The organism is Paraburkholderia xenovorans LB400 (assembly GCF_000013645.1).
GTDB lineage: Bacteria > Pseudomonadota > Gammaproteobacteria > Burkholderiales > Burkholderiaceae > Paraburkholderia > Paraburkholderia xenovorans.
Genome location: NC_007952.1, coordinates 2,094,487 through 2,109,182, shown reverse-complemented (window position 1 = coordinate 2,109,182; position 14,696 = coordinate 2,094,487). Strand labels below are relative to the sequence as shown.

The following is a 14,696-nucleotide window of genomic DNA, read 5'->3' as shown; positions in this document are numbered from 1 at the left end:
ACTCGCCTTGATTTCTTGAACGGTTAGTCATAATATCCGTTGCATGAAGCAATCTGCCAATCCGAAACATCCCGCCAAGCCGTCCGCGAAAAAAGCTGGCGAGGTGTGCCTGCGAGGCCGGCCGCGCGAATTCGACACGGACACCGTATTGGCGAGCGCGAGCCAGGTGTTCTGGAATCACGGCTACCACGCCACTTCGATCGACGACCTGTGCAAGGCCACCGGCCTGTTGCGCGGCAGTCTCTACGGCGTATTCGGCGACAAGCACGGCATCATGCTGGCCGCGCTCGATCACTACGCGGAAGGTTCGGTCGCGCGGCTCGCCGAGCGGCTCAACGCGCCGGTCCCGCCGGAAGAAGCGCTGCGCAATGCCTTGCTGCACTACGCGCGGGTCGCGTGCGCGCTAACCGGCGAGCGCAGCTGCTTCATCACCAACACCACGCTGGAAATGCAGCCGGGTGACGAGGAGCTGCGCAGCCGCGTCGCCGCGGTTCAGCGCCGCATGGCAACGCTGCTGGCGGCCTCGGTGATTCGCGGCCAGGCGAGCGGCGCATTCAACTCCACGCTCGACGAAAAAGCCGTCGGCGATTTCCTGCTTTGCGTGATGCAAGGCTTGCGCGTGCTGGGGCGGGTCGCCCACAAGGAAGACGCGCTGACAGGAATAGTGGACGTCGCCATGCGCGCGCTCGTCTAATTTTTTTGCTGAATTTTTGAACGATCAGTCATGAAAAGCGAAGCAATCAAGTCCGCTCCGGCGACATTCGTTGGGCCCAACGCCGCGGGCGGCGCGGCTTGCGCGGTGACCTGTCCGGGCGCCGTGGCCGCGAGCGCGGCGGCATCCATCGACAAGGCCCAGCCGCGTTCTGAACGCCAGGGGCTCGCGCTTGCCGTGCTGTTCGTCGGTGCTTTCCTCGCGCCGCTCGACTATTTCATCGTGAATCTCGCGCTGCCCTCGATCCGCACCGGCTTGAACGCCAGCGACGCGCAATTGCAACTCGTGGTCTCCGCCTATGCGTCGGCGTACGCGGTGCTGCTGATCACGGGCGGTCGGCTCGGCGACCTGTTCGGCCGCCGCCGCATGTTCATGACGGGCATGGCGGCGTTCGTGGTCGCTTCGGCGCTGTGCGGTTTTGCCACCAGTGGACACATGCTGGTGATCTCGCGGATCGTGCAAGGCGTCGCTGCCGCCGTCATGGCGCCGCAAGTGCTGGCGACCATTCGCGCGGTGGTGCCGCTGCATCGGCAGACCAAAGTGATGAGCCTGTACGGTTTCGTGTTCGGACTGTCGTCGATCGTCGGGCAGTTGGGCGGCGGTGCGCTGATCACGTATCACCCGTTCGGACTCGACTGGCGCATCATTTTTCTGATCAACATTCCGATCGGCATTGCGGCGTTTGTCGGCACCTGGAAGTTCGTGCCTGAAAATCAGCCGGCCACCCGCACCGGCATCGACGTGAAGGGCGTGGCGCTGCTCTCCGCGGTGCTGCTGCTGGTCATCTACCCGATGACGCACGGCCGCGAAGCGGGCTGGCCGGCGTGGACCTTCGTGATGTTCGCGCTTGCCGCGCCCGCGTTCGCGCTCTTCGTGGCGGCGGAGCGGCGCGTCGAGCGTGGCGGCGGCCATCCGCTGGTGGATCTGCAACTGTTCCGCAACCGCGCCTTCGCGCTGGGTCTTGTGCTCGCGTTCCTGTTCTACTGCAATAGCGCGTTTTTCCTGACCTACGGGATTTTCCTGCAAACCGGTCTGCACTGGACGCCGCTCGCCTCGGGGGTGGCAATCATGCCGTTCGCGGTTGGTTTCGTGGTCGGGCCGCTGACTTCGCCGGCTGTGGTCAGGCGCATTGGCGGCCATGTGCTGACGCTCGGTTTTTCGATGATGACACTCGGCTTCACGGTGACGGGCTGGTCCGCCACCCAGTCGGCGGCGCCGGATCTGCTGTTCTATGGCGGGCTGGTGTGCGCGGGTGTCGGTCATGGCCTGCTGCTGCCGTCGATCATGCGCATCGTGCTACTGGAGGTCGTGCCGGAGAAAGCCGGGCTCGCTTCCGGCGTGGTCTCGTCGACATTGCAGATCGGCTCCGCGTTCGGCACGGCGGCCATCAGCGGCGCGTTCTTCGGCGCGATTGGTGGCCGCGCGACTGCGGGTGCGTACGCGCACGCATTCCAGATCAGCCTCGCCATCAACGCGCTGCTGATGTTCGTGTGCATTGGCTTGAGCGTGCTGCTGGTGCGGCATCAGCAACTCGTACTGCGCCGCGCGGCGCAGCGGGTTTGAAAATCCCGCAGCCGTAACCGTTTTCAACTGAAAGCTGTCAGGAATTATTAGGCACTTTTTTAAACAATCCTATTTTAAGCATGCTGCATTTACCGGTGACGTGACCGTTCACAGGTAATTGTGTTTTGCGCCAGATCAGAATAAACCCTGAAAGTCCCGCAGTGCTTCATTACATATGACAAAACGGCCCCGCATTTTCTACTGGCTGCGCAAACCCGCTGCAGTAACAGTTGCGATCGTGCAGCGCCGCATGGGCTGGCGGCCCGGCGGCACATGGAAGGCACATTGAAGGGTTTTCCCGGTTTCGCTCAGGCATCGATCGGGACTGGAAGCCATTCCACTCCCGCTGAAAACGGTATCAATAAAAAGCGCTTGCAGCGATTAATTTCGATTGTTAATCTTGGTAAACCTTTTAGAGTTTTCCTTCAGCAGGTCTAATGTCGAAAAATCCGGCGCAACGATTTATTGCCGGTCAACGGTTCCGTAGGGGGTAAATATGCTGACCGCTACCATTGACGCATTCCAGACACCGCCAGCCGCGCAGTTCAATGTCGGCGACGTCGTCACGTTGAAGGAAGGGGGCTCGCGCATGACAGTGACATATGCAGGGCCAGTGGCGCTCAATCCGGGCGACTGGCTGATCTGCGAATGGTTCGACGAGCACGGCGAACTGCGCCGCGAGATGTTTGCACCCGCAAGCGTGCGGGCGGAGCCACGCTCCATTCCAGCCGGTTCCGTTCTGTGGAACCGCGTGGGGCGCGCGGCCTGACCCGCCTTCCTGTTTTCCGACTTACCAGGCCGCACCTGACTCACCTGACTCAATTCTCCGAGCGATCCCGCGTCGTGCGACGTTGCACGCGCACCAGCAACGCGGACGAAAACGCTCGCATCCTTACGAGTTTGCGCGTCTCCATCACCTCGCCCGCGATGTTTTTCGGCGGGTTCGGTTGCAGCGCCCAATAGAGCGCAAGCAGCCAGCCGAACACGGTCCAGCCGAGACAGGCATTGAAGAGCGCCAGCGTCAGCACGTCGTTGCGCTTGCGCCGGTCCGCGAGAACGGCCGGCAGAAAATAGAGCGCCAACGCCAGCACCGCGGCGATGGCCTGAACGACGACATTGCCACCCATGACCCGCCTCCCCATACGCGACGTAAGCCTGATTGTCGCGCGATTGTTTTGTCCGCGTAAGCTCGCTGCAAACGGTTTGCGTTGCTAGCGGAACGGCGGGCACGAGCGGCGGCAGTCGTCACGCAGCCGGCACTGAGCGAGCGCGCTGCGCGACGAGGGGTTCAGCCGGCCCCGCATCAGGACTATCATGATCGTTTCGACTGAACAGACCCGCCACGGACAGCCATCATGATCTCCGACGACACGACCCAGCAGGCTCAACGCATCAACCCCGACACGCTGCGTGAATTCGTGGAGCGCAAGTGGAACGACGAGATCGTGCCCGCGCTCACGGACTACATCGCGGTACCGGCCAAGAGTCCGGCGTTCGATCCCGAGTGGGTCAGGCACGGCTATCTGGAGCGCGTGATCACCGACGCCGCGCAATGGGCCGAACAGCAGCCGGTGCGCGGCCTGAAACTCGAAGTGATCCGCTTGCCGGGCCGCACGCCGGTGATCTTCTTCGAAACGCCGGCGACCCGCTCCGGCAGCGAAGAGACCATCGTGCTGTATGGCCACCTCGACAAGCAGCCCGAGTTCGACGGCTGGCGCAACGACCTCGGACCGTGGACGCCCAAGCTCGAGAACGGCAAGCTGTACGGCCGCGGCGGCGCCGACGACGGCTATGCGATCTACGCGAGCATGACCGCACTCGCGGCGCTGGACGCGCAAGGCGTCGAGCGTCCGCGTTGTGTCGGGCTGATCGAAACCTGCGAGGAATCCGGCAGCTACGATCTGCTGCCGTATGTCGACGCGCTGCGCGAGCGGCTCGGCAAGGTCGGTCTCGTCGTGTGCCTGGATTCGGGCGCGGGCAACTACGACCAGTTGTGGCTCACCACGTCGTTGCGCGGACTGGTGGCGGGCGACCTCGAAGTGCAGGTGCTCGACGAAGGCATTCATTCGGGCGGCTACGGCGGGATCGCGCCGTCGAGCTTCCGCGTGATGCGGCAACTGTTCGACCGTCTCGAAGACTCCGCCAACGGCACGCTGCTGCCAAAGGGTTTCCACGTCGAGATTCCGGCGGACCGTTTGCGTGAAGCGGAAGCCACCGCCCAGATTCTCGGCGACGACGTCTGGAAAAAACTGCCGTGGGCGTGCGGCCAGGACGGCCGCCAGGTGCTGCCCACCACCACTGATCCCAAAGAGGCCCTGCTCAATTCGACGTGGCGTCCGTCGCTGTCCGTGACCGGCGCGGCGGGTCTGCCCGCGCTGGCCGATGCCGGCAACGTGCTGCGTCCGCGCACGGCGTTCAAGTTGTCGCTGCGTCTGCCGCCGCTGATCGAGGCGGAACAGGCGGTCGCCGAACTGAAGGCGCTGCTCGAACTGGATCCGCCGTACAACGCCAGGGTGACGTTCAAGCCGGACGCCGGCGCGGCGAGCGGCTGGAGCGCGCCGGATCTCGCCCCGTGGCTTGCCACGGCGCTCAACCACGCATCGCGTCAACACTACGGCGCCGATGTCGCCTACATGGGGCAGGGCGGCACCATTCCGCTCATGAACGTGCTGAAGGCGGGTTTCCCGAAATCGCAGTTCATGGTGTGCGGCGTGCTCGGACCGAAGTCGAACGCGCACGGACCGAACGAATTCCTGCACGTGCCGTACGGCAAGAAGCTTACGGCAGCGGTCGCGGAGGTGATCGCCGCCGCGCCCTGAACGTTCCGGGGCGCAACGCCCGGTACGAACAACGCGGCCATCCATTGCATGAATGCGCGGCAAGCTTGTCGCCATGCCGCGCAACCGCAATAGGACTCTGATAAAAAATGCGCGGCCTGAGTGGCCGCGCGTTTGAATATGCGAAACGGATAATCCGTCTGTTAGCCCGCACACCAGAAAAAATAAATTCGCCGCTGATATTTTCGATTGCATTTTCTAATCGAAGACTATTTCTTTCTCTTTCCGCTCCGGCAAGAAATTCAATCTCTGGCCGTCAGTAAATCGACAGGCGTTCCGTGCTTATTCGTGGGCCATTTTCGCCCATCTTCGGTGCGCAAGCGTTTGCGTCCGCGCCACGCTTCACCGCACCTCCGTCTTTGCCCGAAACGCCTTCTGGTGCGGCTTTGAGCGCGGCTTGCATTCATCTGTTGGTTACCCCGCTCCCATCCGATTCCGGTCTGCTTTAGGCTCGCATTGCAATACCAGGTGTTTAACCTTAAAAGGACCGTTCAAATGAATCTGCATAACCACCACGCCTGCCGTCCGTTCCTCGAAGCCGGCAATCTTTCGCAAATTTCCGCTTACTACGAAGAAGGCCGCAACGTCATGTGGATGATGTTGCGGGCGCAGCCGCGGCCCTGTTTCAATCTCGATCTGGTGCATGACATTCTGGAACTCGCACAGGCAGCGCGAGAGTCGGGATTACCAATCGATTTCTGGGTCACCGGCTCGTTGATTCCGACCATGTACAACGTGGGCGGCGACCTGGATTTCTTCGCGGACGCGATCCGCAACGGCAAGCGTCAGGCGCTGATGGCGTACGCGCGGGCGTGTGTCGATTGCGTGCATGCGGCGTCGCGCGGGTTCGACACCGGGGCGATCTCGATTGCGATGGTGGAGGGCACGGCGCTCGGCGGAGGCTTCGAGGCCGCGCTTGCACATCATTTCCTGCTCGCGCAGAGCGACGCGCGCATGGGCTTCCCGGAGATCGCGTTCAATCTGTTCCCGGGCATGGGCGGTTATTCACTGGTGGCGCGTAAAGTCGGCATGCGGCTCGCGGAGGAACTGATCGGTGTCGGAGAATCGCATACGGCCGAATGGCATTACGGCAAAGGTCTGGTCGATCAACTGTTCGAGCCGGGCGAAGCCTATATGGCGACCCGCACTTTCATCGACACGCTCAAGCCGAAAATGAACGGCATCCGCGCGATGCTGCGGGCTCGCCAGCGCGTGTTGCAACTTTCGCGCGCCGAGTTGATGGAAATCACGGAGGATTGGGTCGAGGCCGCCTTCACGATCGAAGAAAAGGACCTGGCCTTCATGGAGCGGCTCGTGATGCTGCAGAACCGGCGTACGGCGAACCTGCGTCAGACAGCGGCCAGCGCGGCCAATTTCGCCTGAACCGGCCCGGGTTCGAACACCGGCAGCCGCAAGGGGGAGCGGCCCCCAAGGGGAAATCCCGCGGGGCGCACGGGAGCTCAGGCAATCAGTCTGAGCTTCTGTCTATCCTGCAACCAGCGCTCGAATTCAGCCGCCGGCATGGCCTGGCCGTACAGAAAACCCTGCACGTAATCGACGCCCAGACCCCTCATGAACAATTCTTCCGACTCGGTTTCGATCCCTTCGGCAACCACCTTGAAATTCAGCTCCTGCGCGACGACCACCATTGAGCGCACCAGCGCTTGCGCTTTGGGGTCGGCGTTGATCGAGCGAACGAAGCTGCGATCGAGCTTGATCACGTCGAGCGGAATACGGCCGAGTTGCGACAGCGACGAATAACCCGTGCCGAAGTCATCCAGATGAACCTGAGCGCCGAGCTGGCGGAATTGCTTGATCAGATCGATCGCGGCCGTTTCGTCTTCGATCAGGCAACTCTCGGTCAGTTCGAGATCGATCAGACAGGGGTCGAGGTTCGCATGCTGGAGCGCCTCGCTGAAATGGCGGACCACCGCCGTGTCGACGAGTTGCCGCGCCGACACGTTGATCGCGATGCGCAGGTTGTAGCCGTCCGCTTTCCATTTGGCGGCCTGTTTCGCGGCCGTTTCCATGACCCAGCGGCCCAGCACGCCAATCAGACCCGACTCTTCTGCATAACGGATGAACTTGGTGGGCATGATCTGCCCGCGCTCCGGCGAATTCCAGCGCACCAGCGCCTCGGCGCCCTGGACCACGCCGGTGGCGAGCGACAGTTTCGGCTGGTAATGCAGTGTCAGTTGGCCTTCATCGAGGCCGCGCCGCAGGTTGGTGTCGAGCCACATGTACTCGGCGACCTTGCGGTTCATCTCCGGCGAGAACACGCGGTGCGTACGCTTGCCTTCGTCTTTGGCGACGTACATGGCGGTGTCCGCTGAACGGATCAGCGATTCGAGGCTGTCGCCGTGTTCCGGATACCGCGCGATGCCGATCGAGCAGCCCGTGTAGACCTCCACGAGCCCGAGGCTGAAGGGTGTGCGCATGCGTTCGAGAATGCGCTGCGCGGTGACTTCGAGTTCATGCGCCGTGCCCCTGGCCGCGAGCACGATGAATTCGTCGCCGCCGAGTCGCGCGAGCGTATCGCCTTCGTTCAGACAGAGGCTGATGGCCGACGATACGTCGCGAATCAGGCGGTCGCCGAAGACGTGGCCGTAGTGATCGTTGACCTTCTTGAAGTTGTCGAGGTCGAGGAACAGCACGCCGACCGCTTCGCCCGGCGTGGCGTCTTCAATGGCGGCGCGGATCCTGTCCTGGATCGCGTTGCGGTTCGCGAGGCCGGTGAGCGAGTCGGTGTTCGCGAGTTCGGTGAGGCGTTCCTGCGCGAGCCGTTCTTCGGTGATGTCCGTGCCTGAGCAGATCAGGAACTGTTCTTCGACGCCGCTGCCGCTGTGAACGAACTTGTTGCGAAACAGAAAGAGCCGTTCGCCGTGCACCGTTTTGATGCGCCGCTCGACTTCGTACGACACGCCGCGATTGAAGAAGCCCGCAATGTTCTGACTGGACGCCGCGCCATCTTCAGTAGACATGAACAGCGCCCACACGTTGCGGCCGATGATGTTCTCTTCCTTGACGCCGGTGAGTTCTTCCGCGAGCCGGTTGAAGCGCTGTATCCGGCCGTGCCGGTCGAGGATCACGACGACCGAATTCACTTCGGAGACAACCTGTTCGGCGAACGAAAGACCGTGGACCAGATCGCGCGCGACGGACTCGGTGTCGTCATAGGCCGAGGCGGTGCCGGCCCAGGAGTTGCTGGTGAGCTTTTTACCCACCAGGTGCAGACGCAACGGTTCGCCGAATAGCCGCACGTCGAGCACGAGATGCGAGGTGACGCCGGTGAGGCAGCGGATTTGCGAGGCTTGTTGAGGATTCAGCGGAATGGCGACATTGGCGGGCACGTCGCCGGTCACGGGCGTGAGTTCGAGCGCGTTGCTGTCGTTCGACAGACGCCAGCATGGGCTGCTTGTGCCGAACTGCGCAAAAAGCACCTGGTCGTGTTGGTCGTCGTTCATGAGATCCCCGGGCGGTGTGTGCCGTTGGCCCCCTGAAGGCGGAGTCGGCAAACAGTCTTCATCATACTTAAGACTGTCCCCATTGTAGCGAAGCGGCTGGCGTTCGGGCTTAGAAAGATTAACGGTCAGCGCGACTGTCGCCTTTAGCGCTTTTTTGCATTGAAGTTGCTGCGATTTTCCAACAGTCCGCACGCACTTCGGGCCTCAAAACCGCCGCGCGAGCCAGGCACGTGCCTGTTCTCTCGCGGAAGGAACCGCTTCCAGAGCAGGACCGAACCAGAAAGTCCCCGCTACGAGCGTGGCAACCACGATGCCGTCGCGATAGAGAATGCGGTTGCCGGCCACCGCGGGCACGCGTTCGCCGACCAGCAAAGTACCGGCGAGATTCAACGGATCAGTACCGGCGACACAAACAAAAGCACCATCGTTCGCATGTCGCCGCACTTCTCGCAAGACCGGAATCGCTTCGGGCAGCGCGAACTGTTCACCCGCGAGTCCGTTCACAAAGCGCCCGCCGCGAATCACGCCGCGCGCTTCGAGACGCTGGAACACACGTAGAAGATCTCGCCACGGCGGCAGCCAATCTGCCTCGCGTTCGAGCAGACGCCAGAACACCACGCCATAACGGCGCAGGAGTGTCATCGCGACATGTTCCAGCACGTCGGGCGGCAATTGCCGGCGGCGCTCCGGCGCAACTTCGGCTGCCGCAGTGGCGGGCCGGCTGACGAGTGCCCAGCGTCCCGCGTCGTCCATGCCGCCGATCAACGCACTCGAACGCGCGCGCCGGCTGCCCGAAAACGCATTGCGCTTTGCAACCGGTTTCAGCAACGCACGCAAGCCCGCGAAACTGTCGGAATTCACGAGACCCGCGGCCACCAGTTCGCCTAGCGCGCTCTCCAACTCCATACGCAATACGCGAACCTCGGTCAGCAATTCGTCGAAGAACATCGCGCCGTGCTGTGCCAGCACGTCATACACGCTTTGCGCGCGCGCCGACAACTCCGGTTGTTTCGACGGATCGAGCAATGCGCTCCACACCCGTACCCGTGCGCGCGGCAGCAGCACGATCGGCGTGCTGCGGACCGGCCCCGCGGTGCCGCGTGCTCGCTCGGTCAGACGGGTCCAGACTATCTTGCCGGCCCGGCATAGTTCGTCGAGCGAAGTATTCGCGTACGCCTTCACGCGTGCGGGCAGGATGTCTTCCTCCCACGCGCCCGCCGCGGCCTGGAAGCCTTCGAGTTGTTCGAGCACCGCGGCCAGTGCGTCGCGCCCTTCGCTGCGGGTGTCCGGCGTCAAGTGTTGCCACTCGAACAGAAAGCGCATGAAGTCGTGCCGTTCCACCGGCTCGATTTCGCGTCGCAAGCGTTTCACCGTGTAACGGTGTATGCGGGCGAGCAGGTGGCGTTCGCACCATTCTTCTTCCGCGGCTTGCGGCGTGAAGCGCCCGCGCATCACATAGCCTTCGGCTTCGAGGCGCATGAGACTCTGTTCGACCGATGCCGCCGGTAATTTCAGCGCCGCCGCAATCGCGCTGGCCGGCAGCGGGCCGAAGCCCGTCAGGCGCGCACGGAGCACGTCGAGCAAGGCGTCGTCGGCATTCCAGCTATCCGTGTAGCCTTTTGGCGCGGCGAGCGGGGGTGAGAATCGGGCCTCGGGATAGAGCGACTCGAAGCAGGTGAGGCGCTCGATGGGCAGCCACACGCCGGCGTCATCAGCAATCTGCAAGCGGGTGGCGCGGCCGGATTCGGCCAGCGAAGCGAGCCATGCCGGCCAGCCTTCGTGGTGGCGCGCTTCGGTATCGGTGATGCAGGCGAGGCCCGTCAGCGCTTCGTGCATTTCGTCGGCATTGCGTGCCTGCGGCCATGCGTCGTCGCGCACGCTTTCAATGGCGCCCGCATCCAGCGCGCCGAGATCGTCGGCACTCGACGGGTCCGTCCAGCGGCGATTCAGCACGGCTTGTGTGCGGCGTTCCTCGATGGGCGCGTCGTCGAGATACGCGTATGGCTTTGCATTGAGGATTTCGGCGGCGAGCGGCGAGGGCGCCGGCAAATCGCGCGCGACCAGTTGCACCTCGCCCTGTTCGATACGACGCAGCAGCGCGAGCCAGCGTTCGCTGTCCATCGCCTCGTGCAGACAGTCGTCGACAGTTTGGTCCACTAACGGATGATGCGGCAGCTCGCGTTCGCCGACCACGTTCTCCAGACACGCGGCCTGTTCGGGAAACACGCTCGCCAGCAGATCCTCGCTGCGCATGCGCTGCAATTGCGGCGCGGTCTTGCGCCCGCCGGTGTAACGCGGCAAGCCGAGCGCGGTGGTCGCGTTCCAGCGCCAGCGCACGCCGAACAGCGGCGCGTCGAGCAGCGCCTGAATCAGGAGATGCTCCGCGCTGTTCGAATGCAGATAGCGCCACACCTCGTCGAGCACGAAGGAGTGGCTGCCGGTCAGCGACAGCACGATCGCGTCCTCGGTGGCGGCGGCTTGCAGTTCGAAGTTGAAGGTGCGGCAAAACCGCTTGCGCAGCGCGAGGCCCCAGGCGCGATTCACGCGGCTGCCGAACGGCGCGTGAATCACGAGCTGCGTGCCGCCGGATTCGTCGAAGAAACGCTCCATGACGAGGGTGTTCTGCGTGGGCAGCACGCTGAGCGCGGCACGCGCGCGGGCGAGATAGTCGACGATCTGGCGCGCGGCGGCTTCGTCGAGACCGAGGTTGTCGGTGAGCCACTGGGTCGCGTGGTCGAGGCGGACGGGGAGCGTTGTTATCTCCTCGGCTTGAACCTCGGTTCCGGTTGCGTTCGCAACGGTAGCCGGCATTGCCGGATCCTTGCCGTCGAGAAGGCGCCCGATCTGCTCGCGCAAACGCGCGACGCCGAACGACAGTTCGTCGCTGCGTCCCGGCGCTTCTCCGAGCCAGAAAGGAATATTCGGCGGCTGGCCCTGCGCGTCCTCGACCCGCACGCGCCCGCTTTCGATCCGCAGAATCCGATATGAGGCATTGCCGAGCTGAAACACGTCGCCGGCCAGACTTTCGACGGCGAAATCCTCGTTCACGGTGCCGATATTGATCGCCTGCGGTTCGAGCACCACGGCATAGTCGGCGTTCTCGGGAATGGTGCCGCCCGAGGTGACGGCCACCAGCTTGCCGCCGCGCCGGCCGCGCAGCGTGCCGCTCAACACGTCGCGGTGAAGATAGGCGCCGCGCGGACCGTTGCGGCTCGTATAGCCTTCAACGAGCATGCGCAGCACGGCGTCGTACTGTTCGCGCGTCAGGTCCGCGTATGGCGCGGCGCGCCGCATCATGTCGAACAGCGCGTCTTCGCTCCACTCGGCGCTCGACACCTCCGCGACGATCTGCTGGGCAAGCACGTCGAGCGGCGCGCGCGGAATGCGCAGCGCGTCGAGTTCGCCGCGCCGCACGCAGTCGAGCAGCGCGGCGCATTCGATCAGATCGTCGCGCGAAGCCGGAAAAAGCCGGCCCTTGGGCATGCCCCCGACATGATGCCCCGAGCGTCCGACGCGTTGCAGGAACGGTGCGATCGCGCGCGGCGAACCCATCTGGCAGACCAGATCGACGTCGCCGATATCGATGCCGAGTTCCAGCGAAGCGGTGGCGATCAGCACGCGCAGTTCGCCGCGTTTCAGGCGCTGTTCGGCGTCGAACCGGTGTTCCCTGGCGAGGCTGCCGTGGTGCGCGGCAACCGCCTCCTTGCCCAGCCGCTCGGTCAGATGACGCGCGGCGCGCTCGGCCATGCGGCGCGTGTTGACGAAGATCAGGGTGGTGCGGTGCATGGCCACGAGTTCGGCGAGACGGTCGTAGACGCGTTCCCACACCTCGTTGGGCATCACCGCTTCGAGCGGCACGGGCGGAATTTCCAGCGCGAGATCGCGTTCGCGCACATGACCGACGTCGACAATCGCGCAATCGGCGGGAATGCCGCTGTCGATGCTCGCGCCACCCACCAGAAAGCGCGCGACCGCGCTCACCGGTTTTTGCGTCGCGGACAAGCCGATTCGCGGCAAGCGCCGCTGACACAGCGCGTCCAGCCGCTCCAGGCTGAGCGCGAGATGACTGCCGCGCTTGCTGCCGGCGAGCGCGTGAATTTCGTCGACGATCACGGTGCGCACGGTCGAGAGCATGCGGCGGCCGGAGTCCGAACCGAGCAGCACGTAAAGCGATTCCGGCGTGGTCACGAGAATATGCGGCGCCCGCTTTTTCAACGCGTTGCGCTCCTGCTGCGTGGTGTCGCCGGTGCGCACGGCGGTGCGGATGTCCAGCGCCGGCAAGCCGCGCGCTTCGAGTTCCGCGGCGATGCCTTGCAACGGCAGTTGCAGATTGAGGCGAATGTCGTTGGACAGCGCCTTTAACGGCGAAACGTAGACCACCAGCGTTTCGTCGGGCAGTGCGCCGCCGGCGGCGAGCCCTTGCTGAACCAGATCGTCGAGCGCGGACAGGAACGCGGTGAGCGTTTTGCCCGACCCCGTCGGCGCGGCCACCAGCGTAGAGCGGCCACGGCGAATCTGCGGCCACGCGGCGGCTTGGGCGTCGGTGGGCGCGGGGAACGTCTTCAGGAACCAGCTTGCGACCGCGGGATGGAAATCATCCAGCGCGTGTGCGGTGGATCGCCCCGTCGCGGGCGTCGCGACAGGGCCGGATGCGTTGCCGGAAGCCGCGCCGGGGGCAGCGGCGGGGAGAGCGGGGGCCGAAGTCATGCTTGCATAGATGGGGACGTGACGTGCCATATCCAGAGGGCGACGAAATCGCGCCAGCTGCAAGGATCAGGAGTCAGTCTGGCAGGTTTGCGCGGGCTTTGCCGAACCTGACTTGCCGGCGGTAACGTTGCAATCGAAGCGCCCGTTCCACGGCAATTTTTGCCGTCCTGACGATGCGCTACGGCCAGGCGCGCAGCCGAATGGATCGTAAGGAGTTTGGAATATACATCGACCCGCTGGCCGGCAGGCGCACGCGCGTTTCACGCTCTGCCGGATTTTTCTAATTGCAGTACTCTCTACGCCTCACCCATCCACGAATCCATGATGGAGTCTCGGCAATGCGATACAACCAGTTGGGCCGTACCGGTGTGTTTGTTTCAGAATTATGTCTGGGCACGATGACCTTCGGCGGTGGCGAAGGCATGTGGAAGCAGATCGGCGATCTGCAGCAGGGCGACGCGGAGCGGCTGGTCGGCCGGGCGCTCGACGCGGGCATCAATTTCATCGACACGGCCGACGTCTATGCGGAAGGTCTCTCCGAACAGATCACGGGCCAGGCGCTGAAAAACCTCAAGGTGCCGCGCGACAAAGTGGTGGTGGCCACCAAAGTCTTCGGCCAGACGGGCGAGTTTCCCAATGCGCGCGGCGCCTCGCGCTACCACATCATCGACGGCGTGAAGGCGAGTCTGAAGCGCCTGCAACTCGATCACGTCGACCTGTATCAGATTCACGGCTTCGATGCGGCCACGCCGATCGAAGAAACCCTGCGCGCGCTCGATACGCTGGTGCAGCACGGCCATGTGCGCTACGTCGGCGTGTCGAACTGGGCGGCGTGGCAGATCGCCAAAGCGCTCGGCATCTCGGAGCGCCTGGGGCTCGCGCGCTTCGAAACGCTGCAGGCGTATTACACGCTGGCGGGCCGCGATCTCGAACGCGAACTTGCGCCGATGCTGCGCAGCGAGGGTCTCGGTCTGATGGTGTGGAGTCCGCTCGCGGGCGGCTTGCTGAGCGGCAAATATGGACGCGAGCAGCAGGGCGAAGCGGGCAGCCGCCGCACAACCTTCGATTTTCCGCCGGTCAATCGCGAACGTGCGTACGACTGCATCGACGTGATGCGCGATATCGCCGGGACGAAGAAGGTGTCGGTGGCGCAGATCGCGCTGGCCTGGCTGCTGCATCAGCGCGTGGTGACCTCGGTGATCGTCGGCGCAAAGAAGGTCGAGCAACTGGACGACAACATCGCGGCCACCGCCGTCTCGCTGACTGCGGACGAACTCGCGAAGCTCGATCAGGTCAGCGCGCTGCCGGCGGAGTACCCGGGCTGGATGCTGGACCGTCAGGGCGAGCCGCGCCGCAAGCAGTTGGAGGAGGTGCGGCATCCGGCGTAGTGCCGGACGTAAGAAGCCAGCCGAG

General features: G+C 63.8%; 9 protein-coding genes. 6 read left to right on the top strand and 3 right to left on the bottom strand.

All coding sequences use genetic code 11. The features are described 5' to 3' along the window. The first annotated feature begins 43 nt into the window (after positions 1–43). The 3 genes from BXE_RS31255 to BXE_RS31245 all read left to right on the top strand — a co-directional run bounded on the left by BXE_RS31255 (position 44) and on the right by BXE_RS31245 (position 3,044). A complete protein-coding gene (locus BXE_RS31255) occupies positions 44–694 on the top strand; it encodes a TetR/AcrR family transcriptional regulator (RefSeq protein WP_011492125.1) in 651 nt (216 codons plus the stop codon). Positions 695–724: 30 nt separating this feature from the next. Then, the gene (locus tag BXE_RS31250; protein WP_011492124.1) at positions 725–2,275 is read left to right on the top strand and encodes an MFS transporter; all 1,551 of its coding nucleotides are present in this window, start codon (positions 725–727) and stop codon (positions 2,273–2,275) included. A gap of 496 nt (positions 2,276–2,771) precedes the next feature. After that, entirely contained in the window at positions 2,772–3,044 is a 273-nt protein-coding gene (locus BXE_RS31245; RefSeq protein ID WP_007177533.1) for a YodC family protein, read from the top strand. Between the two features lie 49 nt (positions 3,045–3,093). Here the strand turns inward: BXE_RS31245 and BXE_RS31240 are convergent, their stop codons facing one another. Then, positions 3,094–3,402: a superinfection immunity protein gene (locus tag BXE_RS31240; protein ID WP_011492123.1), complete on the bottom strand. Its 309-nt coding sequence runs from the start codon at positions 3,400–3,402 to the stop codon at positions 3,094–3,096. A 228-nt stretch (positions 3,403–3,630) separates the two neighbouring features. On the opposite strand from BXE_RS31240, the gene BXE_RS31235 reads away from it, so the two are divergent. Next, positions 3,631–5,094: a M20 family metallopeptidase gene (locus BXE_RS31235; RefSeq protein ID WP_011492122.1), complete on the top strand. Its 1,464-nt coding sequence runs from the start codon at positions 3,631–3,633 to the stop codon at positions 5,092–5,094. Positions 5,095–5,607: 513 nt separating this feature from the next. Then, positions 5,608–6,495, top strand: a complete 888-nt coding sequence (locus BXE_RS31230; RefSeq protein ID WP_011492121.1) for a crotonase/enoyl-CoA hydratase family protein — start codon at positions 5,608–5,610, stop codon at positions 6,493–6,495. 77 nt (positions 6,496–6,572) lie between these two features. Here BXE_RS31230 and pdeR read toward each other — a convergent pair whose 3' ends face one another. Together pdeR and BXE_RS31220 are read right to left on the bottom strand one after the other, a co-directional pair. After that, positions 6,573–8,576, bottom strand: coding sequence for a cyclic di-GMP phosphodiesterase (pdeR, locus tag BXE_RS31225; RefSeq protein WP_011492120.1), 2,004 nt, complete (start codon positions 8,574–8,576; stop codon positions 6,573–6,575). Between the two features lie 204 nt (positions 8,577–8,780). Beyond that, positions 8,781–13,283 (bottom strand): DEAD/DEAH box helicase, encoded by a 4,503-nt coding sequence (locus BXE_RS31220; RefSeq protein ID WP_040124627.1) that lies wholly within the window; start codon positions 13,281–13,283, stop codon positions 8,781–8,783. A gap of 338 nt (positions 13,284–13,621) precedes the next feature. Here BXE_RS31220 and BXE_RS31215 point away from each other — a divergent pair, with 338 nt between their 5' ends. Beyond that, complete coding sequence (locus BXE_RS31215; protein ID WP_011492118.1) at positions 13,622–14,671, top strand: aldo/keto reductase; 1,050 nt, start codon at positions 13,622–13,624, stop codon at positions 14,669–14,671. The last annotated feature ends 25 nt before the right edge of the window (positions 14,672–14,696 follow it).